Genomic DNA, 25,678 nt, shown 5'->3' with positions numbered 1-25,678 from the left:
TCACTCCCGGGGGTGGACGAGTGCGGTGGTGCCGCTGATTTCGATGACGTCGACGGTCGTGCCGGGAGGAATCACCAGCGTCTCGTCATAGGCGCGGGCCGTCCATTCCTCACCACCGATACGAACCCTTCCCCCCAGACCCGTCACCTCGGAGGTCACAGAGGCGGGCCTGCCGACCAGAGCGTCTATACCGAATCGCTCCACCTGGGGCTGAAGCACATGCCGCAGCGCGAGGGGACGCACGAACACCACGCTGACCACAGCGACGACAGTGAACACCAGGAACTGCAGAGGCGGCGGAAGTCCGACCGCCGCGAATCCCGACGTCACCAGCGCGGCCCCGCCCAGCATTCCGAGCGCAGCAGTGAGAGTGAAGATCTCCGCCACGGCCAGTACCGCGGCGACGATCAGCCAGATCAGCCATAGATCCATTGCCTGCCCCTCCCGACCGGTGCGGCTGGGCGCATGGCTGGACGAGTGCCCCGGGCCGCCTGTGCGTGACAGAGCGCCTCCGAGAAAAACCTCTGCGCGATGAGCGGCTGTGCTGGACAAGGCACCCGGACAGCCACTTGCTTTTGGGACGATTTTACCCTTTTCGGGTACTGGAAAACGGTCTCCTGCCGTGCAGACGAAGCGAGCCGGCCCCCGGTTCTTCGCGACGGGCCATGGTCTGCGTGGTCCGTCGCCCCCGGGTGGGACACGGAGCCGGCGACTGGGAGAACAGCTCCTGCGGCGTACGCAGCCGTACACCTGGGCGGCCGGGAACAGCGGAGCCGCGAGTGGCCGGCAGCGGGCGGGCCCCGCGGATCGCTCCGGGCGCGGGGGAGCGGTCCGCCCCGTACGGCTGGGCCGACGCGGTACGCGGCAGCGGTGAACAGGCGAAAGGCGACGTGAGGAGCCGGTGTCCGCGAAGAGCACCGCACGCGGTGACTGTTCACGTGTCCGGCACGGGGCCCGGCCTGTGGATCATGACGAACCGGTCCTCGGACGAAGCCGGCGGGGCACGAGCCGCCACGGAGAAAGCGTGGGGCCGTTCGCGCCGCCTTCCGCGTCTCCCGCCGCGTGCGCTGCCTCTGCCGGCCCACTGGTGGCGGGAGGAGAAACCGGTGACTGGCCGCGACACCCGATCCGGATGCGCGCATGGTGTGCGGTGCCTGGGTAGGCGGGTGCTGGAACCGACTACCGAGGCATGGGTGATGCGAGTGACGCTTTCGGACCTGGTGTACCTGTGCCTGGGGCTCGGGGCCCTGGGCGCGGCCGTCCTGCCCCGAGTGGTCTCCCAGCGGCCGCTGTCCATGCCGATGGCCTTCCTCGCGGCGGGTGTGGTGATGTACCTCCTGCCGCTGCCGCTGCCCGCGGTGGATCCCGTGGAGGACCGGCTGTGGGCGGAACACATCACCGAGGCATGCGTGATCGTCTCCCTGATGGGCGCGGGACTCGCCATCAACCGGCCGTTCGGGCGCCGGACGTGGTCGGGCACCTGGCGGCTGCTGGGCATCACCATGCCGCTGACCGTCGTCGCCCTCACCCTCCTCGGATGGCTGGTCCTCGATTGGCCCCTCGCGGTGGCACTGCTGCTGGGCGCCGTGCTCGCACCGACCGATCCCGTGCTGGCCGCGGAGGTCAGGGTCGGTGAGCCGACTGATTCCGAGCATGACGAGGACGAGGTGCGGTTCTCGCTGACGAGCGAGGCGGGGCTCAACGACGGTCTCGCCTTCCCGGTCGTCTACGCGGCCGTGGCGCTGGCCGCCACCGCCGGAGCGGGCTGGTCGGCGGACTGGATCGGTCCCTGGCTGCTGACGGATGTGCTGGGCAAGTGCACCGTCGGGCTCGTCCTCGGGGTGGCTGTCGGCCGGCTGCTGCGGTGGATGTTCTTCCGCGCGAGGACATCGACCTTGCGGCTGTCCGAGCACATGGAGGGCTTCGTGGCGCTGGGCGCCACGTTCCTGGTCTACGGAGTGACGGAACTCGCCCACGGGTACGGCTTCCTGGCCGTCTTCGTCACCGCGTGCACGATACGCGCCGCTGAACGGAGCCACGGCTACCACAAGGTGCTGCACGAATTCACCGAGCAGATCGAACGGCTGCTCACCGCCGCCGTACTGTTTCTGCTCGGCGGCTACATCGCCGCCGGCGCCCTGTCCCCGCTGACCTGGCAGGGCGCGGCCGTCGGGCTCGTGCTGCTGGTGGTGATCCGGCCGGTCACCGGATGGCTCGGACAGCTCAACGGGGTAGCGGGTCTCCGTGAGCGGGCCGTCATCTCACTGTTCGGGATCCGTGGGATCGGCTCGCTGTTCTACGTGGCCTACGCCTTCGGCCAGAACACCTTCAGCGGCCTCGAACGGGAGGTGTGGGCGGTGGTGGCGTTCACCGTACTCACCTCGGTGATGCTGCACGGAGCGATGGCCACGCCGGTCATCGGCCGTCTGGACCGCAGGCGCAGCCGCACACCGGACAGGAACAGGATCTGAGGCCGGCCAAGAGCACGGGCAGCCCGGAAAGGCGGTTCCGGAAAGGCGCCGGGCGCGCAGGTGACGCAGTGCGGCAGCGGGGTTTCCACGGGAGTCGACATGGCATCGGCTGTTCGTACCCCGGTGCAGAGCGGCGACGCACAGGTGGGTGGTCTTCCGGGTACGGATGGGGCGCCGGGGCCGTCATTCCGGTGGGCCCGGTCCACGTGCGGGGGCTCCGGGGAGGTGCTGTTCCGCGACCGGATGGAGTGGTCCTGCTGGTGGACGCCGGGACGCCGTCGGCGTTCTCCTCGTGGGTCTCCTCCTCGTACAGCCGCCGGTACTCGCTGTTCCTCAGCTTCAGCGGCACGCACGCCGTCAGTGCCGAAGCCAGGGACCCGAGGAGGACGCCGGCCTCCCCGGCCGGCCGCCCCAGTCCCTGCAGCCCGCCGGCTGGTTTCCGCCCCGCCCCTGGACAGGCCGGACGCCCCTGAACCGTCCCTGCGACCTGTGCCAGGTCGTGCCCGGCGAGGGGCCCGGGGGCCAGCGCCGGGCCGTCGGGGGTCAGGGGGTGGCGGTGGAGACGACGCGGACGAAGGGGCGCGCGGGGTCGGTCTCGTCGACGGTGATGTCGACGGTGGGCTGCGGATCCTTCTGGTCGATCGTGGTGCCGGCCCAGGAGCGGCCGGGGTCGAGGGTCCAGCCGACGACCCTGGCGTCACGCTCGCTGATCGTGATCCTGCCGTCCGCCAGGGCGGCCCGGTCGGTGCCCATGCGGCCGAGGAACCAGTCGAGGCCCGGCGGTACGGTGCTGAACTGGACGTACAGCCTGCTGCTCTTCCAGTTGTTCGTCTCGTAGTAGGCGACGTCCCGGGCCTTGCCGGGGATCGGTACGTCGTAGATGCGGCGCGTCATGCGCGACGGAAAGCCCTCGGTGAGACCGGTGGCGGAGGCCACCTTCGCCTTGTCGCGGCCGCTGTCGCGGCTCTGCTCGGCGGAGGTCAGCAGGTAGCCCGCGGGAATGCCGATGAGCAGCACGATGACGACCGCCGTCAGGCAGCGGCGGGCGATCATGCGGCGACGGTTCTCGGGAGGCTTTCCCGCGTCGTCCGCGGACGGGGGCTGCTGGGTCACGGGCGGGGTCATTACGGGGTTCCCTGAGTGGTGGAGCGGATGGCCTGGGCGTAGCGCTCGTAGCGTTCGTGGCGCTCCAGGCGGCGGCGGTTGGCGCGGCGGAAGCGGCGCGCGACCAGGCGGGCGAGGTCGGCGGCGCCGACCATGCCGGCCTCGGGGCCGAGCTGGGCCTTGGCGATGCGCGCCTCGGGGCGGTAGCCGCGGCCGGTGAGTTGGCGCTTGAAGGCGTCGCGGGCCGGGCCGATGAGCAGGTCGTCGGCGGCGCTGACGCCGCCGCCGATGACGAAGCAGGAGGGGTCGAGCGCGGCGGCGAGGTTGGCGATGCCGACGCCGAGCCACTGGCCGATGTCCTGGAGCAGCTCGACGCACATCGCGTCGCCCTCGCGGGCGAGCTCGGTGATGAGCGGTCCGGTGATCTCGGGGATGTGGCCGCCGACGCGCTCGATGAGGCCGTACGCGACCGGGGAGTCGGCGGCGGCGAGCTCCCGGGCCTCGCGCACCAGGGCGTTGCCGGAGCTGTACTGCTCCCAGCAGCCGCGGTTGCCGCACGGGCAGCGGTGGCCGCCGGGGACGACCTGCATGTGGCCGAACTCGCCGGCGACGCCGTACTTGCCGCGCTTGACCTGGCCGTCCTCCAGGATCGCGCCGCCGATGCCGGTGCCGAGCGTGATCATGACGAGGTGGTCCTCGCCGCGTCCGGCGCCGAAGCGCCACTCCGCCCAGGCGGCGGTGTTGGCGTCGTTGTCGACCAGGACGGGGACCGCGAGACGGGCCGAGATCGCGTCGCGCAGGGGCTCGTTGCGCCAGGCCAGGTGCGGGGCGAAGAGGACCGTGGAGCGGTCGGCGTCGACCCAGCCGGCCGCGCCGATGCCCACCGCGTGGACGTCGTGGCGGTCGGAGAGGTCGAGGACCAGTTCGACGATGGTGTCCTCGACGACCTTGGCGCTCTTGGACTTGTCCGGGGTCTCGGTGCGGATCTTCTCGAGGATGACGCCGTCGGCGTCGACGACGCCGGCCATCACCTTCGTGCCGCCGATGTCGATCCCGACGGTGGGCACCCGGGGCGCGCTGAGATGCGAGCGCCGCTCACGGGTCCCGACGGTCTTCAGGACGGTGGCGCGGGCGGAACCGCGGTGCGCGAAGTCTCGGTACGTGCTCATGTCCCCTGCGGGGTCTCGGGCCGGTGGCGGTCAGAGGCCGATTCTGCCATCCGGTGGGGCGGGGTGCGGGACGCGCGGGACGGGGATCCCCGCCCCGGACCCCCGGCCCGCGGGCGTCGGGCGGGCCGGGGACCACCGCGCGCGGCGGCATCAGGCCCGGCCCGCCTCCAGCTCGTGGCTGAGCTGGTCGAGCTCGCTGCCGCCCGCCATCTGGCGCGTCAGCTCGTCGAGGGGGATCTCGTCGCGGGTGTGGCTGCCGGACATCGCGCCGCGCTTGAGGAGCACGAAACGGTCGCCGACGAGGTGGGCGTGGTGCGGGTTGTGCGTGATGAGGACAACACCGAGGCCCGCGTCGCGCGCCGCCGCGACGTACTTCAGCACGACGCCCGACTGCTTGACGCCGAGTGCGGCGGTCGGCTCGTCGAGGACCAGGACCTTCGCCCCGAAGTGGACGGCGCGCGCGATGGCCACGCACTGGCGCTCGCCGCCCGAGAGCGTACCGATGGGCTGGTCGACGTCGCGCAGGTCGATGCCCATGCGCAGCAGCTCGGAGCGGGTGGTCGCGCGCATGAGGCCGACGTCGAGCCGCTTGAAGGGGCCCGCGCCCTTCGTCGGCTCGGAGCCGAGGAAGAAGTTACGCCAGACCGGCATCAGCGGTACGACGGCGAGGTCCTGGTAGACGGTCGCGATGCCCCGGTCCAGGGCGTCGCGGGGGTTCGCCAGCCGGGTCGGTTCGCCCTCGACCGAGAAGGTGCCCGCGTCGTGCTGGTGCAGACCCGCGATGATCTTGATGAGGGTGGACTTGCCGGCGCCGTTGTCGCCCAGTACGCAGCTGATCTCGCCCGCGTGGACTTCGAGGGAGACGCCTTCCAGGGCCTTGATGTTGCCGTAGAACTTGCTGACGTCGTGGAGCTCGACCAGGGGGGTCGTCGCGTGTTCGGTCACCGGGTCGCCTCCGCGCGCTTGCGTACCCATGCGTTGAGCAGGGTGGCCAGAAGGAGCATCGCTCCGAGGAAGAACTTGAACCAGTCGGGGTCCCACTCGGCGTACACGATGCCCTTGCTGGTCATGCCGAAGATGAAGGCACCGACCGCGGAGCCGATCGCCGAGCCGTAGCCGCCGGTGATCAGGCAGCCGCCGATGACGGCCGCGATGATGTAGATGAGCTCGTTGCCGACGCCTTCGCCGGACTGCACGACGTCGAAGGAGAAGAGCAGGTGCTGACCGGAGATCCAGGCGCCGAGGGACACGCCCATGTAGAGGCCGATGCGCGTCTTGTCGACCGGGACGCCGACCGCGCGGGCCGCGTCCGTCCCGCCGCCGACCGCGAAGATCCAGTTGCCGGCGCGGGTGCGCAGCAGGATCCAGGTCGCGACGGCCACCAGGGCCAGCCACCACGCGACGGTGACCTTGAGGTTCACACCGCCGAGGGTGACCTGGGACGCGAAGAGCGCCTTCGCGGAGGTGAAGCCCTCCATGTCGGCGATGCTCTTCGTCGACACCGTGCCGCTGATCAGCTTGGTGAGGCCCAGGTTCAGGCCGGTGAGCATCAGGAACGTACCGAGCGTGATGATGAAGCTCGGCAGCTTCGTGCGGGTGAGCATGACGCCGTTGAACACGCCGACGGCGAGCGTCACCAGGAGCGAGACGAGGACGCCGACCCAGATGTTGGCCGTCATCTGGTAGCTGAACATCGAGGAGACCAGCGCGGAGCTGGTCACCAGGACGCCGGCCGACAGGTCGAACTCGCCGCCGATCATCAGCAGCGCGACCGGGACGGCCATGATGCCGATCACGGACGCGGCGTACAGGACGGTGCCGAAGCTGGACGGGCGCAGGAAGCTGTCCGCGACGACCGCGAAGAAGAGGAAGACGGCTACGGCGCCGACCACCGAGCCGAGCTCGGGGCGGCCGAGCAGTCTGCGCAGCAGCGACGTCCTCAGCAGCCGTTCGTCGGCGGGCGCCTTCCGGCCGGGGGCCGGCGCCTGGGCCGGTGCGGTCGCGGTCATCGGGTCCCCCGCTTCGTGTAGGCCTCCAGCTCGGCGGCGTCCTTCTCGGTGATGATCTGGGGCCCGGTGAGGACCGGCTTTCCGCCGCCGAGCACGTCGGCGTTGTACTTGTAGAGCCACAGCAGGTCGACGGCCTCGTACCCCTGGAGGTAGGGCTGCTGGTCGACGGCGAAGCCGAGCGTGCCGTTCTGGAGGGCGGTCGCGACCTGGGCGTTGAGGTCGAAGGTGTCGATCTCGGCCTCGCTGCCGGCCTGCTCCTTGGCCTTGACGGCGGCGTCCGCGAAGGGAGCGCCGAGGGTCACGACGGCGTCGATGTCCCTGCTCGACTGGAGTTTCGCCTCGATGGACGCCTGTACGTCGGGCATGTTCGTGCCGTCGACGTAGAGGTTCTGCATCTCACCGTCGAAGGTCTTCTTCGCTCCGGCGCACCGCTGCTCGTGGCCGACGTTGCCCTGCTCGTGCAGGACGCACAGCGCCTTCTTCCTCCCGCGCTTGCCGAGCTCCTCGCCGACGGCCTCACCGGCGATCGTCTCGTCCTGCCCGATGTGGGCGAGCGCGCCGAAGTCCCTGGACTCGGCGGAGCCGGAGTTGACGGTGATCACCGGGATGCCGGCCTTGGCGGCCTTGGCGACGACGGCCTTCATCGCGTCGGGCTTGGCGAGGGTGACGATCAGCCCGTCGACCTTCTTGTCGATGTACGAGTCGACCAGCTGGGCCTGCTGCTGGCCCTCGTCGCTGTGGGCGTACAGGAACTTGATGTTGTCCTTGGCTGCGGCCTGCTCGGCGCCGCTCTGCACGATGTCCCAGAAGGTGTCGCCGTCGCCCGAGTGGGTGACCATGCCGACGGTCCATTCGGGTGTGCTCACCGCGGCCTTCCCCCGGGCGGCGGCCTGCTCGGCCCGCTCCTCGGCGCGCTTGCCGCCCGTACTGCTGCATCCCACCAGGGAAGCCCCGAGTACCGCCGCCAGCACCGCGCCCACCGCGCGTACCCCTGTCCGAACCCTTGCCACGACGCCGTGCCCTTCCCGTACTCCTCGGTGCGGCCGGGGATCCTTCAGACCGTCCCCGGCCGACCAAGTATGGGTTACGGGTGTTCGTACGGTTTTCATCGGGTACCACGGGCCGTGTACTTCTGCAGCGCCGGTACGTCCTTGTCCGTGACGAGGGCCGGGCCGGTGAGGACGGGCTTTCCGCCGCCGAGGACGTTTCCGTTGGTCCGGTGGAGCCACAGCCCGTCGACGGCGAGGTAGCCCTGGAGGTACGGCTGCTGGTCGACGGCGAAGCCGATCTCCTTGGCCCTGAGCTGCTTGACCACCTCGGCGTTGAGATCGAACGTGTTCACCTCCGCCTCGCTTCCCGCGCCCGCCTTCGCCTTGACGGTGGCGGCCGCGAAGGGCGCGCCGAGGGTGACGACGGTGTCGATGTCCCGGCCGGTCTGGAGCTTCGCCTCGATGGAGGAGGTCGAGGCGGGCATGTCGGTGCCCTCGACGTTGAGGTTCTCGACCGTTCCCCGGAACGTCTTCTTCACGCCCGCGCAGCGCGCTTCGAGGGAGACGTTCCCCTGTTCGTGAAGGACACAGAGCGCCTTCTTCCTGCCGCGCTTGTTGAGCTCCTCACCGACGGCCTCGCCGGCGACGGACTCCTCCTGGCCGATGTGGCTGAGCGCGCCGGCCGCCCCGGAGTGCTCGCCGCCCGCGTTGATGGTGACGACGGGTATGCCGGCCGCGACGGCCTTCTCCACGGAGGCCCTGACCGCTTCCGGTTTCGCGAGGGTCACCACGATCCCGTCGACCTTCTTGGCGACGTAGGAGTCGATGAGCTGGGCCTGTCCCTTGCCCTCCTTGTCTGCTGCGTACAGGAACTCGACGTTGTCCTTGGCCGCGGCCTGCTCGGCGCCGTTCTTGACGATGTCCCAGAAGGTGTCGCCCTCTCCGGAGTGCGTCACCATGGCGATCTTCAGGCGCTCGGTGGCCACGGCCTTCCCGCCGCCGCTGTCGCCGTTCTTCTCTTCGGACTCCTTGCCGCCCCCGGAGCTGCACCCGGCTGTGAGGGCGAGCACGCCTGCGGCGAGGAGGGCTGCTGCCGTGCGGTAGGTACGCATCGTGGGTTCCGCCTTGTCTCCCGGCCGCCCCGTTGCGGCTGGGGGAGTTCTAGCGGCGTACGCGATCCCTCGTCAATACTTTGTCCGAACATACTGACGCGGCAGTGCTCCGGGTGCTTCCCCGACGGTATTTCCGCAGCGGTGCTTCTACGGCCTCACGAGCAGCTGGAACTCGAAGGCGTAGCGCGAGGCCCGGTAGATGTGCGAACCGAACTCGACCGCCCGCCCCGTGTCGTCGAACGTCGTCCGCTGCATCGTCAGCAGCGGCGCCCCCTCCGCCTCCCCCAGCTGCCGCGCCTCGTCGGCCCCGGCCGCGCGCGCCCCCACCGACTGGCGCGCGCTGTGCAGCGTGATGCCGACCGCGCGCATCATCCGGTAGAGGCCGGTCGCTTCGAGGTGCCCGGTGTCGAGGGCCAGCAGCCCGGTGGGCAGGTGGTTGCGCAGGAGGGCCATGGGCTCGTCGTGCGCGAGGCGCAGCCGCTCGACGAGGTGTACGTCGCTGCCCTCCGCCACGCCGAGCGCCGCCGCGACCTCGGCGGTGGCCGGTTCGAGGGTGTTGCGCAGGACCGTGGTGGCGGGCAGCTGGCCCGCGGCTTCGAGGTCGTCGTACAGGCTGCTGAGTTCGAGGGGGCGCTTGACCTGGCTGTGCACGACCTGGGTGCCGACACCGCGGCGGCGGACCAGCAGGCCCTTGTCGACGAGCGACTGGATGGCCTGGCGGACGGTGGGGCGGGACAGGCCGAGGCGTCCGGCCAGTTCGATCTCGTTGCCGAGGAGACTCCCGGGGGCGAGCCGGCCCTTCTCGATCGCCGCCTCCAGCTGCTGCGACAGCTGGAAGTACAGCGGGACCGGGCTGTTCCGGTCCACGCCGAGCTGCAGGGAGATGGTGGAGTCAGCCGCGGGTTTCGACACGCAGTGAGCGTAGCCCCAGGTAATGACCACAGGAAGTCCTGAGGTCCGGTCGTCCGGTTGTCCGGACAAACCCTTGACAGGGTGGCGGCAGGGCACCACTTTGGGGCCATGCGCATCGGACTCATCGGCACGGGACGTATCGGTTCATTCCACGCTGGCGTGCTCAGCCGCCACCGGGAAGTGGGTGCTCTTCTCGTCACGGACACCGATACGGCGCGGGCCGTCGCGGTCGCCGACCGGCTCGGCGCGACCGCCGCGCCCTCGGTCGACGAGATCTTCGCGTGGGGCGTGGACGCCGTGGTCATCGCCTCCGCCACCTCGGCGCACGCCGAGCTGATCGGCCGGGCGGCGCGAGCCGGGCTGCCGGCGTTCTGCGAGAAGCCGATCGCGCTCGACCTGGCGGGGACGCTGGGCGCGCTGCGGGAGGTCGACGCGGCGGGGAGCGTGCTCCAGCTCGGGTTCATGCGCCGGTTCGACGCCGGATACACCACGGCGCGCGCGCTCGTGCGGTCCGGGAGCCTCGGCCGGCTGCACACCGTACGGGCGACGACCTCCGACCCGGCGCCGCCGCCCGCCGCGTACCTGCCGCTGTCCGGCGGCCTCTACCGCGACTGCCTGGTGCACGACTTCGACATCCTGCGCTGGGTCACGGGACGCGAGGTCGTCGAGGTGTACGCCACCGGGTCCGACGCGGGGCCCGCGATGTTCCGCGCGGCGGGCGACGTCGACACGGCCGCGGCGGTCCTCACGCTCGACGACGGCACGCTCGCCACCGCGACGGCCACCCGGTGCAACGGCGCCGGGTACGACGTACGGATGGAGCTGGCGGGCGAGCTCGACCAGGTGTCGGTCGGCCTCGACGACCGGACGCCGATCACCTCGACCGAACCGAAGGGCCCGCCGGCCTGCGAGCAGCCGTGGCCCGGCTTCCTGGAGCGGTTCGCCCCGGCGTACGAGGCGGAGCTGGACGCCTTCGTCCGGCTCGTACGGGGCGAGCGGGACAACCCCTGCGACGGCGGGGAGGCGCTGCACGCGCTGCGCATCGCGGAGGCGTGCGAGCGCTCGCGCCGGGAGCGGCGTCCGGTGCGGATGGAAGAGATCCCCTCGTCATGACCACGGCGCTGAAGGCGGACGACGGGGCGACGCTGTGGGCGGAGCGGTCCGGCGCGGGCGATCCGGTGGTCCTGTGCCACGGCGGGCCCGGACTGTGGGACACCCTGGAGGACGTGGCCGCGCTGCTCGCGGGCCGGGCGGCGGTGTACCGCTGGGACCAGCGCGGCTGCGGGCGCTCCGAGCGGCGCGGCCCCTACTCGGTGGCCGGGTCGGTGGCCGATCTCGACGCCGTACGCCGCCACTTCGGGCTGGAGTCCGTGACGCTGCTCGGCCATTCCTGGGGCGCGCGGCTCGCCCTGCACTACGCGCTCGCGCATCCGGAGCGGGTGACGCGGCTGGTGTACGTCTCGGGCACCGGGATCGGACCGGAGTCCGCCTGGCACCCGGAGTTCGTACGGAACCTGCGCTCCGCGATCGGCGAAGATCTGCCGCGCTGGGAGGAGCTGAGGTCCGGGGAGCGGCTCACGGAGGCGCAGGAGCGCGAGATGTGCGTGCTCCAGTGGGCGGCGGACTTCGCGGGACCGGACCGGGAACGGGCGCGCGTGCTGGCCGAGCGGATGGCCACGCCCTGGTTCGGCGTCAACTCCGAGTGCCATGCGGAGATCGTCGCCGAGACGAGGACGATGAGCGAACATCAGCTCCACGTGGCGTGCGGCGGGCTGAGGGTGCCGGTCGTCATCGTGGACGGCGCACAGGACCTCCGGCCGCGGCGGGCGGTGGACTCGCTGGCGCAGGCCCTGCCGGATGTCGGGCGGGTGACGCTCGCGGGGGCGGGGCACATGCCGTGGGCGGAGGACCCGGCGGGGTTCGCCGCGGCGGTCGCGCCTTAGCGGGGTGGCGGGAGGGGGCGGGGAGGAGCGGCCCCGCGGGGCTTGCGGCCGGGGCTCCGCCCCCGGCCCCTGGCCCCGGTCCCTGACCCCGGTCCTCAACCGCCGGAGGGGCCGGAGGCCGCCGTGAGCACCGTGCCCTGCGCGACCGCGCACAGCGTCTCGGTGCCCGCCTCGTCCGCCACGTACAGGTCGCAGCGGCACACCGCCTGCCGGCGGCCGCCGTGCACGACGGCGGCGCGGGCGATCAGCGTCGCACCGGTCGCGGGGCGTACGTACTGGATGGAGAAGCCTCCTGTGAGGACGGCGGGGCCGAGCGCCGCGCCGCCCGCGAAGGTGAGGGCGTTGTCGGCGGCGTACGCCAGGACTCCCCCGTGCAGGAAGCCGTTCTGCTGGCGCAGTTCGTCACGGATGTCCACTTCGAGTACGGCTTCGCCGTCCCCGAACGCCGTGATCCGCGCGCCGAGCAGTCGGCTGAACGGCTGGCTGTCCAGGGCCTTGCGGGCCGAGGCCAGGTCGAAACCGGCGCTCACCACCGCACCTCCAGACGTCGTACACCCCGCATGAGCAGTCCGGGCAGCCACTCCAGCGGGCCGGCGCCGGGGGCGAGCGCCAGGTCCGGGCAGCGTTCCAGGAGCGTGCGGACGGCGATGCGGCCCTCCATGCGGGCCAGCGGTGCGCCCAGGCAGAAGTGCAGGCCGTGCCCGAAGGCGAGATGGCCCGGACCTCTGCCCTTCCCCGTGTTCCCCGTGACCGCTGTGCGCGTGATGTCGAAACGGTCCGGGTCGGGGAAGCGGGCGGCGTCGCGGTCGGCGGCGGCGAGGGAGACCAGGACCGACTCGCCGGCCGGTATGACGAGGCCGCCCACGTCGAAGGGCTCGCGGGCGAAGCGGTACGTGGTGTTCTCCACGGGGCCGTCGTAGCGCAGCATCTCTTCGACCGCGCTGTCGATGAGGCCGAAGTCGGCGCGCAGGGAGGCCATCTGGTCCGGGTGGGCGAGGAGCGCCCGTACTCCGTTGGAGATCAGGTTGACGGTGGTCTCGTGGCCCGCGATCAGCAGCAGGAAGGCCATACCGATGAGTTCGTCGGGGGTGAGCCGGTCGCCGTCCTCGTCCCGCGCCCTGATCAGCGCGCTCATCAGATCGTCGCCGGGCGACGAGCGCTTGTCCTCGACGAGTGCGGCAAGATACTCCCCCATGGCCCGCACGGCCGCGCCCTCCGCGTCAACGCCGGCCGGCGCGACGATCTCGTTGGACCAGCCGCGGAAGGAGGCGCGGTCCAGGTCGGGCACGCCGAGCAGTTCGCAGATGACGGTCATGGGCAGCGGGAAGGCGAGGGAGTCGACGAGGTCGGCCGTGCGGTTTTCGCCGGCCGTCATCGCGTCGAGGAGTTCGTCGGTGACGCGCTGGACCTGGGGCCGCAGCGCCTCGATCCTGCGCGCGGTGAACTCCCGGGCGACGAGCCCCCGCAGCCTCGTGTGGTGGGGCGGGTCGGACTCCAGCATGTTGGTGCCGAGCGGGTTGCCGGCCGAGGTCCCGTCCCACAGGCCCGAGACCCGCCAGTCCTTGCTGAGCCGCGGGTCGGCGAGCGCCCGCCGCGCCTCGTCGTGGCCGACGATCAGCCACACCTCTCCCGCGGCCTCGGTCCGGATCCGGTGGACGGGGCCGGCTGCGCGCAGTTTCGCGTAGTACGGATACGGATCCGCCGCGAACTGCTCGGCGTGGTCACTGAGATCGACGACCGTCATGCTCCCCCCCTCTTCCGGCTCTTGCGCCTCTTCGGTGTCTGCCCGGTCAGCCTACGTCGCCGCCCTCGTCGAGGAGGCCCGCGTCGTGCGCCGGCAGCGCGCCGGACACGGCTGTTGAGGCCCGGCTCGGCCAGGACGCGCGGCACGTGGGGCTTGGCGGTGGGCACGCTCATGTACAGCGACGCGGCCATCTGCGCGTGGGACCGTCCGCGCCCGGCGGCGACCGCGGCCCCGGCGCCCTCGGCCGCCTCCCCCACGGTCTCGATGTCGTCGTCGGCCCCGCCGGGCATGAAGGTGGGACCGGCCGGCCCGTACCCGCTGCTCGTCGTCGACGGCGAGCAGCCCGACGGCGGTCGTGGGCATGGCCCTGATGGTCTCCGCCGACCGCTTCCGCCGGGTCTAGGTCCTGGCGGCGCGGCGGCCCCACGCCGTCCCGGCCAGCACCAGTACGCCGCCCGCGAGACCCAGCGCGCCCAGGCGTTCGCCGCCGATCGCGATGCCCACGGCCGCCGCCCACAGCGGTTCCGTGCCCAGCAGCAGGCTGACACGGGAGGGGGAGGTGCGGCGTACCGCCCACATCTGCACGAAGAAGGCGAAGAGCGTGCAGAAGACCGAGAGGAAGACCAGGCCCAGCCACTCGCGCGGACTGAAGCCCGCCGCGACCGTCCAGGGGGCGGGGCCGGTGCCGGGCGCGGCGGCGAGAACCGCGAACACGGCCACGGCGCCGCCCAGTTGGACCGTGGTGAGCGAGAGCGCGTCGGCGCCGCGCACGGACTTCATCCTGGCCATCGCGAGCACGTGCACGGTACGGGCGAGGGCCGCCAGCAGCATCAGCAGATCGCCGAGGGAGGGGGTGGTGAAGCCGCCGCCCTGGGTCAGCAGCACCACACCGGCCACCGAGAGGCCCGCCGCGCCCAGGAAGGCGCGGGACGGCCTGTTCCGCGTCACCACGGCCTCGGCGAGCGGGGTGAAGATCATGGTGAGGCTGATGATGAGCCCGGCGTTGGTCGCCGAGGTGTGCACGACGCCGTAGGTCTCCAGCAGGAAGATCACACTGAGTACGAGCCCGAGCAGCCCCGCGCCGCGCCACTGGGCGGCGTTCAGCGCGCGCAGTTTCCGCCACCCGGCGGCGGCCAGGACGGGCAGCACGACGGCGAAGCGCAGGACCAGGACGGCCACCACGGTCTGCGCGGTGGTGATCTCCTTGGCCGCGAGGTAGCTCGCGCCCCAGACGACCGCGACCAGCAGCAGGGGAACGTCGGTGAGCCACGCCGCCCGGCCCGGCGGCGCGAGGCCGGACGCGGGCGTGGGAGCGGGCGCGGGTACGGCGGTCGGCGATGGTGCGGCGGCCACGGGCGCGGTCTCCCCCGGGAAGGGTGGTGTGGAGACGTCGGCGGCTCGCACGCGGAGCGATCACCGTACCCGGGCGGGGGTCACTGGTCGAGCCCGAATGCGCGGTACTCCGGGCGGCCCACGGGCCGGTAGGTGTGGAGGGCGGTCCCGGACTCGGTGGTGCTGCTCTCCGTCAGCTCGAACGAGGTCGGCAGGCCGCCTTCCTCGAACAGCCGCTGCCCCGCGCCGAGGACGACCGGGTAGACCAGCAGGTTGTACTCGTCGATGAGGTCGTGGCGCATCAGGGTCTTGGCGAGCTTGCCGCTGCCGTGGATCTGGAGCTCGCGGCCGGGTTGCTCCTTGAGCCGCGAGACCTCCTGCACGACGTTGCCGGAGATGACGGTGGAGTTGTTCCAGTCCGCCTTGTCCAGCGTCGTGGACACGACGTACTTGGGGAGGTTGTTGAGACGGCTCGCGACCGGGTCGTTCTCGTCGGTCACCTTCGGCCAGTAGCCCGCGAAGATCTCGTACGTACGCCGGCCGAGCAGGAAGGCGTCGACGCGGCCGAGGACCGCGTCGACGAAACGGCCCATGCCCTCGTCGGCGAAGGGTACGAGCCAGCCGCCCTGCTCGAACCCGCCGCTGGTGTCCTCCTCGGGGCCGCCCGGCGCCTGCATGACGCCGTCGAGCGTGAGGAACGTGGTGAGCGTGATCTTCATGGTCGCGGCCCTTCTTCGTTACGTGTCATTACGTGTCACCAGCTCCGACTCCCCGCTCGCACGGAACTCATCGGCGGATCCGGACACCGCGTCCGTTTGCCGCCAGCACCCGCGGCCTCCCGCCGGTTTCCTTGAATCCGCAACCACTACTGACTTTCGCGGACCCGAGGAAGAGGCATTCGACATGGCTTCACTGAACGGCAGGACGGCTCTCGTCACCGGCGGCAGCCGGGGCATCGGCGCGGCGATCGCCCTGCGGCTGGCGCAGGAGGGCGCGGACGTGGCCCTCACGTACGTACGGGACGAGCAGGGCGCCCGGGAGGTCGTCCAGAAGATCGAGTCGGCGGGCCGCCGAGGCATCGCCCTGCGGGCCGACGCGGCGGACCCGGCGGCGGTCACCGCCGTGGTGGGCCGCGCCGCCGACGAGCTCGGCCGCCTCGACATCCTGGTCAACAACGCCGGAATCGGCGTACTCGGCCCGGTCGAGACCCTCACCCTCGCGGACATCGACCAGGTGCTGGCCGTGAACGTACGGGCGGTCTTCCTGGCCTCGCAGGCCGCCGCCGGCAGGATGGAGCGCGGCGGCCGGATCATCCCCATCGGCAGCTGCATGGCCCAGCGGGTGCCGGGTCCCGGCGGAACGCTCTACACGACGAGCAAGGCGGCGCTGACCGGCCTGACGAAGGCCCTCGCGCGGGAGCTGGGCGACCGGGGCATCACGGTCAACCTCGTCCACCCGGGACCGATCGACACCGGCATGAACCCGGCGGACGGCCCGTACGCCGCGTCGCAGAGCGAGCTGACGGCCCTCGGCCGGTTCGGCACCGCGGACGAGGTCGCGTCGGTGGTCGCCTTCCTGGCGAGCGGCGAGGCCGCCTACATGACGGGGTCCGAGGTGGTGGTCGACGGCGGCCACGCCGCGTGACGCCACGCTCGGGCCGGCGGAAAAGGGACGGAGTGCACCGGGGCCGTCGCGTCCCGGTGCACTCCGCGTTCAGGGGCGCCGCGGTGGCGTCAGCCGCCCAGTTCCTGGTGGCGGGCCGCCAGGCGCGACGCCCCCGCCTGCGTCAGGGAGCCGAAGAGGCGCAGGCGCGAGATGCCGCCGTCCGGGAAGATGTCCATCCGGATCTCGGTGGCCGCCGGGACCGCGCCCAGCACGAAGCGGTGGTTCGTGTCGGGCTGGAGCCGGGTCCGGGGCAGGATCTCGGTCCACTCGCCGTCGGCGCCGTCGCGCGCCGAAAGCGCCGCCCAGCCGGCCGAGTTGCCCTTGAGGTACGCCGTGTCGATCTCGACGGCGCGGATCTCGGCCTGCTCCACCAGGTGGTAGTGGATCCAGTCGTTGCCCTTGTCGCGGCGGCGGCGCGTCTCCCAGCCGTCGTCCATCTTGTGCGAGCGGCCCGGCTGGATGGTGTGGGTGGCCGGGGAGTAGAAGCGGTCGGAGGCGTCCTCGACGCGGCCGCCGTTCTCCAGGGCGACGAGGTCGAACGTACCGAGGGTGGCGAGCCAGGCCGGGTCGGGCGCGACCTCGCCGTAGACGCGCAGGCGGGCGATGCCGCCGTCGGGGTGCTGGTTGACGCGCAGGTGGGTGAAGCGCTGCTCGACGTCGACGGCGAAGCCGTTGGCCGCGTGGCCGCCGACTGCCGTACGGGGTACGAGGGTTACCCACTTCACGTCGCCGGAGAGGAGTTCCTCGGGCGAGGGCGAGCCGGGTACCGACGTCGCCTCGACCGAGACCGCCTGCGGGTAGTTGCCGCGGAAGTGGGCGGTGTCGATGACGATCCCGCGTACGACGCCGGGCGCTCCCAGGCGTACGAGCGCCCAGTCGTGGTCCTCTTCCGTCGGGTGGGGCTGCTGGGCGCTGACGCCACGGCGGCGGCGGGTCTCCCAGCCGTCCATGATCTTGCCCTTGTGGCCGAAGTGCTCCGGGTCGAACTCCGCCGCGCCGGGCCGCAGCATGTTCTCGCGCTCGGCGAAGAACTCGTCGTTGGCGGCGATCACACCCGCGCCGAGCCGCCGGTCGGCGAGGTCCGCGAAGTGCGTGAAGGGGAAGTCGGCGGTGCGGTAGTCGGCGTACGGGTCGCCGCCGCCGTACGGGTTCGCGTCACCGGTGAAGGAGGGGGTCGCCACGATCAGTTGTTCCTTTCGAGCAGCCGGCCGGTCGGCTCGGCCAGGGTGCCGTTGTGGGCGATACGTACGCCCCGCAGCCAGGTCGACCTGACGACGCCCCGCAGGGTCTTGCCCGCGTACGCCGTCACCTGGTTGCGGTGGTGGAGTTCGGCCGGGTCGACGGTGAAGGTCTCGTCGGGGGCGAGGACCGCGAAGTCGGCGTCGCGGCCGGCCTCGATGGCGCCCTTCTGCGGCAGCCCCGCGAGCCCGGCCGGCGCGGCGGACATCCAGCGGACGACGTCCTCCAGCGAACGGCCGCGGCGCCGGGCCTCGGTCCAGATCGCCGGGAGGCCCAGCTGGAGCGAGGAGATCCCGCCCCACGCGGAGGCGAAGTCGGGGGTCTTGAGGTCGGTGGTGCAGGGCGAGTGGTCGGAGACGATGCAGTCGATCGTGCCGTCCGCGAGCCCCTCCCACAGCGCGTCCTGGTTCTCGGCCTCGCGGATCGGCGGGCAGCACTTGAACTCGGTGGCCCCGTCCGGGACTTCCTCGGCCGTGAGGGTGAGGAAGTGCGGGCAGGACTCGACCGTGACGCGTACGCCGTCACGCTTGGCGGCGGCGATGAGCGGCAGCGCGTCCGAGGACGACAGGTGCAGTACGTGGACGCGGGCGCCGAGCCGCTTGGCGTGCGCGATCAGACCCTCGATCGCGGTGTTCTCGGCGTCGCGCGGCCGGGAGGCGAGGAAGTCGGCGTACGCCGGACCGCTCTTCTGCGGGGCGGTCTCCAGGTGGTGCGGGTCCTCGGCGTGGACGATCAGCTGGCCGCCGAAGCCGGTGATCTCGGCCATCGACCGGGCGAGCTGCTCCTGGTCGAGCTCCGGGAACTCCTCCACGCCCGAGGGCGAGAGGAAGCACTTGAAGCCGAAGACTCCGGCGTCGTACAGCGGCCGCAGGTCCTTCACGTTGGAGGGGATCGCTCCGCCCCAGAAGCCGACGTCGATGTGCGCCTTGCTGCGGGCGACGTCCTGCTTGGTGCGCAGGTTCTCGACCGTGGTGGTGGGCGGGAGGGAGTTGAGCGGCATGTCGAGGAGCGTGGTGATGCCGCCGGCCGCCGCCGCGCGGGTGGCGGTCCAGAATCCCTCCCACTCGGTGCGGCCCGGGTCGTTGACATGGACGTGGGTGTCGACGAGGCCGGGGAGCAGGACGTCGTCCCCGAAGTCCTCCAGCCGGGCCCCGGCCGGCACCTCGGCGTCGTGCGGCAGCACAGCCGCGATCTTCCCGCCGGCGACGGCCACCGATGCGGCGCGCGTCCCGTCGGGGGTGATGACGCGCGTCGAGCGCAGTACCAGGTCCACGTCGGACACCCTGCCCCTCACTTCCGTAGAGAAATTCAGTCCCGAGCCATTCAACGCCGCGACATTTCAACGAACTGTTGAAGGAGTCTTCACTTCGGGGTCGGGTCCGTCAAGACCCCCCTCACCCCCTGAGACCCCTGTGACCTGCGCGGGGATCACGCCCTGGGCCGTCCCGCACCGAGCCGTCCCGCACCGAGCCGTCCCGCGCCGAGCCGTGCGGCGGCGGCCCGGGGCCGGCGCCCTCCTCTGCGGCGGGCCGGACGGAGGCGGGCACCGGTTCGGTGACGCCGGGGCCCGGGGCGGCTCCGCGCACGGCACCCCACACTTAGAGGTTTCCACAAAGCGGAAGCGGAATTTCGCGTGGCAGAACGTAGTTATCCACAGGCAGAGCGTCAAGAGATCCTTCGAAGCGACGGCAGACACAGGGACAAACACCCTCTGACCGGCGAGGACGTCTTGACGAGGACCGTGTGCTCCGGGCAGGCGACAGGTAGGCTGCTGCCTTGCCCATCCGCCTCGAAAGGACCGTTGACGTGCCGTCGTCCAACGCCACCACCGACGCTTCCAAGCCCGCTGCGCCCACCGGTGGTGTCCAGTCCCTTGAGCGCGCCTTCGACCTGCTGGAGCGGATGGCCGACGCGGGCGGCGAGGTCGGGCTCAGCGAGCTCTCCGCCAGCAGCGGCCTTCCGCTGCCCACCATCCACCGCCTGATGCGCACGCTCGTCGCCTGCGGTTACGTACGTCAGCAGACGAACCGCCGCTACTCGCTGGGCCCGCGCCTGATCCGTCTCGGTGAGAGCGCGTCCCGGCTGCTCGGCACCTGGGCCCGCCCGTACCTCGCGCGCCTGGTCGAGGAGACCGGCGAGACCGCGAACATGGCGCTGCTCGACGGCGACGAGATCGTGTACGTCGCCCAGGTGCCCTCCAAGCACTCGATGCGGATGTTCACCGAGGTGGGCCGCCGGGTCCTCCCGCACTCCACGGGCGTCGGCAAGGCGCTCCTCGCGCACACCCCGCCGGAGGAGGTGCGCGCGCTGCTCGCCCGTACGGGCATGCCGACCGCAACCGAGAAGACGATCACCACCCCGGACGGTTTCCTGGAGGCCCTGGAGCAGGTCCGCCGGGCCGGTTACGCCGTGGACGACGGCGAGCAGGAGATCGGTGTCCGCTGCCTGGCGGTACCGGTCCCCAACTCCCCCACCGCCGCGGCCATTTCCATCTCGGGTCCGGCGGGCCGGGTGACGGAGGCGGCGACCGAGAAGATCGTCCCGGTGCTCCAGGAAGTCGCCGAGGACCTCTCGGCCGCGCTCGCCAGCAACGGCGCCCAGGGCTGACCCCGCCCGAGACCGCGGGCCCGGGCCACGGGCCGGGCCCGCGGTCTCGGGCCCCGCAGGTCAGCCCGCGGGCCGGGCCGAGACGCGGCCGTCCGCCATCGTCACCACTGCGTCCATCCGCTCCAGGTGCGCGCGGTCGTGCGTGACCAGCACCGTCGCCGTACCGCGCTCGCGCGTCAGCGCGACCAGCAGGTCGAGTACGGCCGCGCCCCGCTCGTGGTCGAGGGCGCTGGTCGGCTCGTCGACCAGGAGGACCGCCGGTTCGTTCATCAGGGCGCGGGCGATGTTCACCCGCTGGCGCTGACCGCCGGACAACTGGTGCGGGCGGCGGTCGGCCCGGTCCGTGAGGCCCACCGCGTCCAGCAGCTCCCGGGCCCGGTCACGGGCCCGGCGCGGCGGGCGCCTTGACAGGTGGGCCATCACCTGGAGCTGTTCGGCCGAGGTGAGGGACGGCAGCAGGTTCGGCTGCTGGAAGACGATGCCGATGCGCGTGCGCCGCAGCTCCGCCTTCTCGGCCCGGCTCAGGGGGCCCGTGTCCGTACCGTCGACGATCACCCTTCCGCGGTCCGGGGAGACCAGCGTCGCGGCGACCGCGAGCAGGCTGGACTTGCCGGAGCCCGACGGGCCGACGACGGCCGTGAGCGAACCCGCGGCGACGTCGAGGCCGACGTCGTCGAGCGCGGTCAGGCGGGAGTCGCCGTCGGGGTAGGTGAGGGTCACTTCCGTGAGGGAGAGGGTCATCGGGCGCTCCCGAGGGCTACGAGGGGATCGACGGCGGTGATGCGCCGGACGGAGAGGGCGGCGCCGGCCACGCCGAGGGCCGCTATGACGGCGGCGGGGACGAGCAGCGTCGCCGGTTCGAGTACGAACGGGACCTCGCCGCCGGCGACGGCGCCGCCGATCAGGGTGGCGAGTGCGGTGCCCAGGGCCGTACCGGCGCAGAGCAGCAGGACGGCCTGGCCGAGCGCGTCGCGCAGCAGGTAGGGCGTGGAGGCGCCGAGCGCCTTGAGGACCGCGATGTCGCCGCTGCGCTGGATCGTCCAGACCGTGAAGAACGCGCCGACGACGAGCGCCGAGATGACGAAGAGGAAGCCGCGCATCAGCTGGAGCGAACCGTTCTCCGCCCGATAGGAGGCAAGGGCGCTCAGCGATCCGTCGAGGGTGCGGGTCACGGTGCCCGCGGCCCTGTCGCCCGCCGCTAGGTCCGCGCCCCCTCCGGTGGTCAGGACGACGACCGTGGCCTGCCGCTGGTCGGTGGTGCCGCTGCGGCCGAGCCGCTGCCAGTCGTCGAGCGCGATCCACATCACGGGCGTGTGGCTGTACGAGGCCTCGCCCCCGACCGCGGCGACGGTCACCTCCACGCCGGCGATCCGCACCGTGTCACCGGGTCCGGCGGCCAGGTCCTCGGCCGCCGGGGCGGACAGCACGGCCCGGCCGGCCCCCAGGCCCTTCGCCGGGGCGAGCCCCGAGTCCGGCTCGACACCGAACGCCGACACCGCGGCCGTCCTGTCGCCCGCGCTCGCGTTGACCGTACGGATGCCCAGCGGCTGCGCACCGGTGACGCCGGGCTGCCGGGCCCACCTCTGCCAGGCCGTCCGCGTCACCGAGGAACTGGTGAACGACACCTCCTGCCCCTCGGGCGGCCGGCCGAAGGCCAGCCGGTCGGCCGGCAGCGAGGTGAGGGCCGAGGTGTTGTCCCTGGCCAGCCCGGCGGTGAGGCCGGACAGCAGCCCCACGAGCAGCGTGATCAGCACCACGACCGTGCCCATGAGCGCGAACCGGCCCTTGGCGAACCGGAGGTCTCTCCATGCAACGAACATGGTTCCCAGCCTGGTCCCGGGGGCGGACGAAAACATCGCGCCACGGATCGCCACGACATCAATCTTTTGATTGACCAGGCGGCGGCGCCCGAGCCCTACGCTGGAAAGCCATGGATCCCCGCTTCTCCCCCTCCTCCCCTCCCCCCGCTCCCGTGCTGCGCGCGCTGCGCCTGTGCCTGCACGCACTGCTCGCGGGGCTCCTCGCGCTCGCCGCCGTGAAGGCCGTCGTCGACGACGCCCCGCACGCGACCGCGGTGGTCGTCGCGGCCGTCACGACGGCCGTCGTCTACGCCCTCGGGGCCCTGAGCCCCGCCGTCGACCGCTCGCCCCGGGCCGCCGCCGCATGGCTCGGCGCGCTGGGCGTCGCCTGGCTGATACTGCTGGCCCTGTCCCCCGACGGCCTGTGGACGGCGTTCCCCCTCTACTTCCTCCAGCTGCGCCTGCTGCCGGCGCGCTGGGGCCTGGCCGCCGTCGCCGCGACGGCCGCCGCCGCCATCGCCGGTTTCGTCCTGCACGGGCAGGCGGTGACGCCGGGCACCTTCATCGGGCCACTGCTCGGCGCCGCCGTGGCCGTGGCGACGGTCCTCGGCCACCAGGCGCTGTACCGGGAGAGCGAGCGGCGCCGCGAGCTCATCGAGGAGCTGATCGCGACCCGCGAGGAGCTCGCCGCCGCCGAGCGGACGGCCGGCACGCTGGCCGAGCGCGAGCGGCTGGCCCGCGAGATCCACGACACGCTCGCCCAGGGCCTGTCCAGCATCCAGCTGCTGCTGCGCGCCGCCGAACGCACGCTGCCCGGCGGCGATCCGGCCGCCGTCCATGTCCGGCGGGCGCGGGAGGCGGCGCAGGACAATCTCGCCGAGGCGCGCCGTTTCGTACGGGCACTGACCCCGCCCGGCCTGGAGCACGGCTCGCTGACCGCCGCCCTGGAGCGGCTGTGCGCGGCGACTGTGGGGCCCGCCGTGCGGTTCGGCGTGAGCGGTACGCCCGTGGAGCTGCCCACTCCGTACGAGGTGGCGCTGCTCCGCGTCGCCCAGTCCGCGCTCGCCAACACGGTCCGGCACGCGGACGCGGCCCGCGCCGGGGTCACGCTCAGCTTCATGGACACCTCGGTGGCGCTGGACGTCGTGGACGACGGCTCCGGCTTCGACCCCATGGCGCCCCGTGCGCGGACGGGCAGCGGCTTCGGCCTGCCCGCGATGCGCTCACGGGCCCGCTCGCTCGGCGGCACGCTGAGCGTCGAGTCGGCGCCGGGACAGGGCACGGCCGTCGCGATCACCCTTCCCCTGCCCGCCGGAGACACCGCATGACCACCTCCGAGGTTCCCGGCGTCACCGGCGCCCCCGTGCGGCTGCTGCTCGCCGACGACCATCCCGTCGTCCGGGCGGGCCTGCGGGCCCTACTCGACACCGAGGAGGACTTCGTGGTCGTCGCGGAGGCGGCGACCGCGGAGCGGGCGGTGGAGCTCGCCGCGGCCGAGCAGATCGACGTCGTACTGATGGACCTCCAGTTCGGGCCGGGCAGGATGCACGGCTGCGAGGCCACCGCCGCGATCACGGCGCGGCCCGGCGCGCCCCGGGTCCTCGTCCTGACGACGTACGACACGGACGCCGACATCCTGGCGGCGGTGGAGGCGGGCGCGAGCGGCTATCTGCTCAAGGACGCCCCGCCCCAGGAGCTGTCGGGCGCGGTCCGTACGGCGGCGGCCGGGCAGTCGGCGCTGGCGCCGGCCGTGGCGCACCGGCTGATGGACCGGATGCGGACCCCCACGCAGGCGCTGACGCGGCGCGAACTGGAGGTGCTCCAGCTGGTCGGGGAGGGCCTGTCCAACCTGCAGATCAGCAAGGAGCTCTTCCTGAGCCAGGCGACCGTCAAGTCCCATCTGGTGCACATCTACGCCAAGTTGGGCGTGGACTCGCGGACCTCCGCGGTGGCGGCGGCGACGGCCCGCCGGCTGATCCGGCGGTGACATGGGGCCGGCGGCGCACCGGCACGGCGGGCGGGCGGAGGGCGGCACGGTACGCGCCGCCGACGTCGTGGAGGGGATGCCGGCGTGAAGCGGTGGAGGGGCGGACCGGGTCCCGGTCCGCCCCTCCACCGCCGCGTCTTCGTACCGTTCCGTACCGTCAGTCGCGCCCGAAGAGCTCGACCGCGTCGCGCACCCGCGCCGTCGCCCCGGCCAGTACGCCGACCGAGCCGACCGACGCCGCGACCAGCAGCAGCGAACGCCGCAGCCGCATGACCTCGGGTGCGCCGCCGAGCGCCATGGCGTGCAGCGACGCCAGTTCGTCCTCCGCGACTCCCCGGTCGGGCAGTTCGGCGGGGTGGGCGGCGAGTTCGCGGCGGAGCCGCGAGACGGCGGCACGCAGCTCCGTCACACGCGGATCCGCACCGTTTCCGGTCGCACGCCGGTGTTCCACACTTCTCAGCACAGTTCTCCCCCTCGCACAGTGATGTGCAGGTCTTGCCAGCGGTTCAGCCCGTACGCCGCTGGTCGGACGGCGTACCCAAGAGCCGGGGGCCAGTTAACGTCAATCGGAGGGCTGTCCGCCACTTGGCGGCCGGCCTCAGCTTTCCGGTGAGGAGGCGGCGGCGTCGCGCCAGACGGTCAGGTCCAGGGTCATGCAGTCACTGGGCGAATCCTCGGCCGAGAACCCCTGGACCGTGACCAGGCCCACGTGCCCCGTGCCGGCGGTGAGGTCGACGCCCTTGCAGTCGGCCGGGTCGGGGCCGGGTCGTCTCCCGCGAGAGGCTGGAACACCTGAGAGGCACTGCCCCGGTCCGGCTGCCGACCACTCATCACCTCATGTCTCCCACGCCGAACGCCGATACGGAACGGAACCCTGTCCCAGGAGGAGCCGCCGGTGTCCGCCCCGATGAGGTATGCAGAGCCCATGGCACACACACGGGACGACGGGGCTCCGGAGATCGCGGGGCTGCTGCTGGCCGCGGGCGGCGGGCGGCGGCTCGGCGGGCGGCCGAAGGCGCTGCTGGAGCACCGGGGGCGGCCGCTGGTCGAGCACGCGGTACGGGTACTGCGCGAGGGCGGCTGCGGTCCGGTGCACGTGGTGCTGGGCGCGGCGGCCGAGGAGGTGCGGGCCCGCGCCGACCTGAGCGGGTGCGTACTGGTCGACAACCCCCGGTGGGACGAGGGGATGGGCTCGTCGCTGCGGGCCGGTCTGGCGTCCCTGGCCGGTACGGGGGCTTCGGCCGCGCTCGTCTCGCTGGTCGACCAGCCGGGGATCGGCGCGGCGGCGGTGGGCCGGGTGGCGGCGGCGTACCGCTCCCCTTCGAGCCTGGTGGCGGCGGCGTACGGCGGCAGGCGCGGGCATCCGGTGCTCTTCGGCGCCGAGCGGTGGGCGGACATCCGGACGACTGCGGTGGGCGACCGGGGGGCACGCGCCTATCTGAAGCAGTACGAGGACGCCGTCACGCTCGTCGAGTGCGGGGATGTGGCCTCGGCGTACGACATCGACACCGTGGAGGACTTGATCCACTTGGAGTGACCGGTGTGGCACTCAGAGACAGTTTCTGTCGACTCGGAGAATCTCGACGTCAACAGACC

General features: G+C 72.3%; 25 protein-coding genes. 8 read left to right on the top strand and 17 right to left on the bottom strand.

Annotation, left to right across the window (positions count from 1 at the left end; translation table 11 throughout):
• Entirely contained in the window at positions 1–432 is a 432-nt protein-coding gene (locus ACWDZ4_RS08050; protein ID WP_451507568.1) for an NfeD family protein, read from the bottom strand.
• Between the two features lie 770 nt (positions 433–1,202).
• Between ACWDZ4_RS08050 and ACWDZ4_RS08045 the strand changes: the two genes are divergently transcribed.
• Positions 1,203–2,471 (top strand): cation:proton antiporter, encoded by a 1,269-nt coding sequence (locus tag ACWDZ4_RS08045; RefSeq protein WP_451507695.1) that lies wholly within the window; start codon positions 1,203–1,205, stop codon positions 2,469–2,471.
• A 543-nt stretch (positions 2,472–3,014) separates the two neighbouring features.
• Here the strand turns inward: ACWDZ4_RS08045 and ACWDZ4_RS08040 are convergent.
• The 7 genes from ACWDZ4_RS08040 to ACWDZ4_RS08010 form a co-directional block, all read right to left on the bottom strand.
• Positions 3,015–3,596, bottom strand: a complete 582-nt coding sequence (locus tag ACWDZ4_RS08040) for a hypothetical protein (RefSeq protein ID WP_451507567.1) — start codon at positions 3,594–3,596, stop codon at positions 3,015–3,017.
• Positions 3,596–4,744 (bottom strand): ROK family glucokinase, encoded by a 1,149-nt coding sequence (locus tag ACWDZ4_RS08035; RefSeq protein WP_344491219.1) that lies wholly within the window; start codon positions 4,742–4,744, stop codon positions 3,596–3,598. Before ACWDZ4_RS08035 ends, ACWDZ4_RS08040 begins: the two co-directional genes overlap by 1 nt.
• 150 nt (positions 4,745–4,894) lie before the next feature.
• The gene (locus ACWDZ4_RS08030; protein ID WP_451507566.1) at positions 4,895–5,719 is read right to left on the bottom strand and encodes an ATP-binding cassette domain-containing protein; all 825 of its coding nucleotides are present in this window, start codon (positions 5,717–5,719) and stop codon (positions 4,895–4,897) included.
• Positions 5,686–6,753, bottom strand: coding sequence for an ABC transporter permease (locus ACWDZ4_RS08025; protein ID WP_451507565.1), 1,068 nt, complete (start codon positions 6,751–6,753; stop codon positions 5,686–5,688). Before ACWDZ4_RS08025 ends, ACWDZ4_RS08030 begins: the two co-directional genes overlap by 34 nt.
• Positions 6,750–7,763: a sugar ABC transporter substrate-binding protein gene (locus ACWDZ4_RS08020; protein ID WP_451507564.1), complete on the bottom strand. Its 1,014-nt coding sequence runs from the start codon at positions 7,761–7,763 to the stop codon at positions 6,750–6,752. Before ACWDZ4_RS08020 ends, ACWDZ4_RS08025 begins: the two co-directional genes overlap by 4 nt.
• 95 nt (positions 7,764–7,858) lie before the next feature.
• Positions 7,859–8,854: a sugar ABC transporter substrate-binding protein gene (locus ACWDZ4_RS08015; protein WP_451507563.1), complete on the bottom strand. Its 996-nt coding sequence runs from the start codon at positions 8,852–8,854 to the stop codon at positions 7,859–7,861.
• A 147-nt stretch (positions 8,855–9,001) separates the two neighbouring features.
• A complete protein-coding gene (locus tag ACWDZ4_RS08010; protein WP_451507562.1) occupies positions 9,002–9,766 on the bottom strand; it encodes a GntR family transcriptional regulator in 765 nt (254 codons plus the stop codon).
• A gap of 108 nt (positions 9,767–9,874) precedes the next feature.
• On the opposite strand from ACWDZ4_RS08010, the gene ACWDZ4_RS08005 reads away from it, so the two are divergent.
• The gene (locus tag ACWDZ4_RS08005) at positions 9,875–10,879 is read left to right on the top strand and encodes a Gfo/Idh/MocA family protein (RefSeq protein ID WP_451507561.1); all 1,005 of its coding nucleotides are present in this window, start codon (positions 9,875–9,877) and stop codon (positions 10,877–10,879) included.
• Positions 10,876–11,709 (top strand): alpha/beta fold hydrolase, encoded by an 834-nt coding sequence (locus ACWDZ4_RS08000; RefSeq protein WP_451507560.1) that lies wholly within the window; start codon positions 10,876–10,878, stop codon positions 11,707–11,709. Before ACWDZ4_RS08005 ends, ACWDZ4_RS08000 begins: the two co-directional genes overlap by 4 nt.
• A 95-nt stretch (positions 11,710–11,804) precedes the next feature.
• Here ACWDZ4_RS08000 and ACWDZ4_RS07995 read toward each other — a convergent pair whose 3' ends face one another.
• From ACWDZ4_RS07995 to ACWDZ4_RS07980, 4 genes are all read right to left on the bottom strand, one after another.
• Positions 11,805–12,242, bottom strand: a complete 438-nt coding sequence (locus ACWDZ4_RS07995; RefSeq protein ID WP_451507559.1) for a PaaI family thioesterase — start codon at positions 12,240–12,242, stop codon at positions 11,805–11,807.
• The gene (locus ACWDZ4_RS07990) at positions 12,236–13,453 is read right to left on the bottom strand and encodes a cytochrome P450 family protein (RefSeq protein WP_451507558.1); all 1,218 of its coding nucleotides are present in this window, start codon (positions 13,451–13,453) and stop codon (positions 12,236–12,238) included. The genes ACWDZ4_RS07995 and ACWDZ4_RS07990 overlap by 7 nt, the downstream gene beginning before the upstream one ends.
• 399 nt (positions 13,454–13,852) lie before the next feature.
• Complete coding sequence (locus tag ACWDZ4_RS07985) at positions 13,853–14,806, bottom strand: DMT family transporter (RefSeq protein ID WP_451507557.1); 954 nt, start codon at positions 14,804–14,806, stop codon at positions 13,853–13,855.
• A gap of 80 nt (positions 14,807–14,886) precedes the next feature.
• Entirely contained in the window at positions 14,887–15,504 is a 618-nt protein-coding gene (locus tag ACWDZ4_RS07980; protein ID WP_451507556.1) for a dihydrofolate reductase family protein, read from the bottom strand.
• A 184-nt stretch (positions 15,505–15,688) separates the two neighbouring features.
• On the opposite strand from ACWDZ4_RS07980, the gene ACWDZ4_RS07975 reads away from it, so the two are divergent.
• On the top strand, positions 15,689–16,429 hold the full coding sequence (locus ACWDZ4_RS07975; RefSeq protein WP_451507555.1) for an SDR family NAD(P)-dependent oxidoreductase: 741 nt from the start codon (positions 15,689–15,691) through the stop codon (positions 16,427–16,429).
• A gap of 89 nt (positions 16,430–16,518) precedes the next feature.
• On the opposite strand, the gene alc is transcribed toward ACWDZ4_RS07975, so the two are convergent.
• Together alc and allB are read right to left on the bottom strand one after the other, a co-directional pair.
• Entirely contained in the window at positions 16,519–17,634 is a 1,116-nt protein-coding gene (alc, locus tag ACWDZ4_RS07970; protein ID WP_451507694.1) for an allantoicase, read from the bottom strand.
• Complete coding sequence (gene allB, locus ACWDZ4_RS07965; protein WP_451507554.1) at positions 17,634–18,971, bottom strand: allantoinase AllB; 1,338 nt, start codon at positions 18,969–18,971, stop codon at positions 17,634–17,636. Before allB ends, alc begins: the two co-directional genes overlap by 1 nt.
• A 524-nt stretch (positions 18,972–19,495) precedes the next feature.
• On the opposite strand from allB, the gene ACWDZ4_RS07960 reads away from it, so the two are divergent.
• On the top strand, positions 19,496–20,296 hold the full coding sequence (locus ACWDZ4_RS07960; RefSeq protein WP_093798333.1) for an IclR family transcriptional regulator: 801 nt from the start codon (positions 19,496–19,498) through the stop codon (positions 20,294–20,296).
• Between the two features lie 60 nt (positions 20,297–20,356).
• Here ACWDZ4_RS07960 and ACWDZ4_RS07955 read toward each other — a convergent pair whose 3' ends face one another.
• Complete coding sequence (locus ACWDZ4_RS07955) at positions 20,357–21,037, bottom strand: ABC transporter ATP-binding protein (protein ID WP_451507553.1); 681 nt, start codon at positions 21,035–21,037, stop codon at positions 20,357–20,359.
• Entirely contained in the window at positions 21,034–22,116 is a 1,083-nt protein-coding gene (locus ACWDZ4_RS07950) for an ABC transporter permease (RefSeq protein WP_451507552.1), read from the bottom strand. Before ACWDZ4_RS07950 ends, ACWDZ4_RS07955 begins: the two co-directional genes overlap by 4 nt.
• Positions 22,117–22,226: 110 nt before the next feature.
• Here ACWDZ4_RS07950 and ACWDZ4_RS07945 point away from each other — a divergent pair, with 110 nt between their 5' ends.
• Both ACWDZ4_RS07945 and ACWDZ4_RS07940 read left to right on the top strand, forming a co-directional pair.
• Positions 22,227–23,423 (top strand): sensor histidine kinase, encoded by a 1,197-nt coding sequence (locus ACWDZ4_RS07945; RefSeq protein ID WP_451507551.1) that lies wholly within the window; start codon positions 22,227–22,229, stop codon positions 23,421–23,423.
• The gene (locus ACWDZ4_RS07940; protein ID WP_451507550.1) at positions 23,420–24,082 is read left to right on the top strand and encodes a response regulator; all 663 of its coding nucleotides are present in this window, start codon (positions 23,420–23,422) and stop codon (positions 24,080–24,082) included. The genes ACWDZ4_RS07945 and ACWDZ4_RS07940 overlap by 4 nt, the downstream gene beginning before the upstream one ends.
• A gap of 157 nt (positions 24,083–24,239) precedes the next feature.
• On the opposite strand, the gene ACWDZ4_RS07935 is transcribed toward ACWDZ4_RS07940, so the two are convergent.
• Positions 24,240–24,533, bottom strand: a complete 294-nt coding sequence (locus tag ACWDZ4_RS07935; protein WP_451507549.1) for a DUF5955 family protein — start codon at positions 24,531–24,533, stop codon at positions 24,240–24,242.
• Between the two features lie 474 nt (positions 24,534–25,007).
• On the opposite strand from ACWDZ4_RS07935, the gene ACWDZ4_RS07930 reads away from it, so the two are divergent.
• Positions 25,008–25,619 carry a nucleotidyltransferase family protein gene (locus ACWDZ4_RS07930; RefSeq protein ID WP_451507548.1) on the top strand — a complete coding sequence of 204 codons (612 nt, stop codon included), beginning with the start codon at positions 25,008–25,010 and terminating at the stop codon, positions 25,617–25,619.
• Positions 25,620–25,678 lie beyond the last annotated feature (59 nt).

The sequence above is a fragment of the Streptomyces sp. NPDC003016 genome (assembly GCF_053591455.1).
The sequence above is the reverse complement of the archived record's forward strand: the minus strand, read 5'-3'. Positions and strand labels throughout refer to the sequence as shown.